We start from the raw sequence: 1,343 nt of genomic DNA, 5'->3' as shown, positions 1-1,343 counted from the left end.
CTTCCTTACTTTCAAGAACACTTTTTGCGTAAGGACATACAGGAATAATATATAAGTTTTCATCTCTTGCATATTCAGCTATCTTGTTTACTAATTCTTTGCCCAATCCACGACCATTATGTCCATCGTATACAACTGTATGGTTTACAATAATTAAATTTCTTCCACTTACATCTTTTCCGCTTGGGATAAATTGAATTCTTGCAATAATTTCATTAGATTCCTCAATATAGAATTCATTCTTGCCCATTTTAATTTCAGTCATTTCCACATTCTCCTAACTTTTTTAGTTCTGTTTATTTTTGCTCATAAGTAAGTGCTCTGCTTGGACAACGATCAATCACTTCCATGATTTTTTCAGCTGTTGCATTCTGTGGTGATACCCAAGGTCTTTTCTGGGTATTGAATACACTGGGCAATCCCTTTACACATTCTGCTGCATGTTTGCAAATATTGGATTTCCAATATATTTTGATACCTTCAGCTTCATAAGTTTTAATATTTTCGCTCATAATATCCTCCTTCTAATAGTTCTGTGGGAATAATAATTTTAAATTTATATTTCACAAAACTGTATGATGGGTTTTTACCAACAAACGAGCCACTTTGTAGCAACATTATAAATTTTTGAAAAACAATATCAATTTAATAGTACTTTATGTTACGAGGAATCTCCAATTTGAGGCTTGTTATTTAAAAATAAAATAATATAGACGTAGTGAAGTTATTTATAATTGGATTTTATTCCACAGAAATATAAACAGTAAAGGGGCGGCATTCCTGTAATAGTTGAAATCTAATAATGCTGTGGATATCAATAAATTAGAAAATGTAAAGTTCTATGATTATATAAACCTACGAGATTTTGCAGGAACCGACACTTCGACAAGCGGAGACCTGGCCCCGGAAGGACTTTGCTTAGTGGAAGCAAAGGATAATCCGACTGGAAATCCATTGCTACTTGTAGCAAATGAAGTGTCTGGTAATGTGAGAGTTTTCGAGATAAGTGGAAAATAAGTGGTAGAAGGTTAGTGAGATGTTCACTAATCTTTTAAAGATTCAGGGGTTGATCAAAAAACATTTAGAAGAACATGCGCCAAAAGGCTGCACCGTAAGGATAGGGCCAGACCCCTAACGTGCGATAAAAAAATGCTTAGCTTATTACTTAAGCCGATCTCATTTGAGGTACCCGCATAGTAAAAAAACAAATATGTAAACAGTTATAGAAGCAGTGTGTTTCTCATATGTAATTACACTGCTTTTTGTACGTTTTCAGTAAGATTATGTATAAAGTATTTATTGTAGCTTCTTTAACTAACTAGGCAGGTTTGTTAAAGAAGGAA

Annotated in this window: 3 protein-coding genes; 1 reads left to right on the top strand and 2 read right to left on the bottom strand. The window is 33.4% G+C overall.

Going from position 1 to position 1,343, the window contains the following annotated elements; translation table 11 throughout:
• Both V7659_RS29405 and V7659_RS29400 read right to left on the bottom strand, forming a co-directional pair.
• A partial coding sequence (locus V7659_RS29405; RefSeq protein WP_335543579.1) for a GNAT family N-acetyltransferase occupies nucleotides 1–265 on the bottom strand: 265 nt, incomplete at its 3' end.
• A 31-nt stretch (nucleotides 266–296) separates the two neighbouring features.
• Nucleotides 297–512 (bottom strand): (4Fe-4S)-binding protein, encoded by a 216-nt coding sequence (locus V7659_RS29400; RefSeq protein ID WP_026564937.1) that lies wholly within the window; start codon nucleotides 510–512, stop codon nucleotides 297–299.
• A 277-nt stretch (nucleotides 513–789) separates the two neighbouring features.
• Here V7659_RS29400 and V7659_RS29395 point away from each other — a divergent pair, with 277 nt between their 5' ends.
• On the top strand, nucleotides 790–1,017 hold the full coding sequence (locus tag V7659_RS29395) for a hypothetical protein (RefSeq protein ID WP_335543578.1): 228 nt from the start codon (nucleotides 790–792) through the stop codon (nucleotides 1,015–1,017).
• The last annotated feature ends 326 nt before the right edge of the window (nucleotides 1,018–1,343 follow it).

The sequence above is a fragment of the Neobacillus drentensis genome (genome assembly GCF_036966985.1).
Classification (GTDB): domain Bacteria; phylum Bacillota; class Bacilli; order Bacillales; family Cytobacillaceae; genus Neobacillus; species Neobacillus drentensis_E.
The sequence above is the reverse complement of the archived record's forward strand: the minus strand, read 5'-3'. Positions and strand labels throughout refer to the sequence as shown.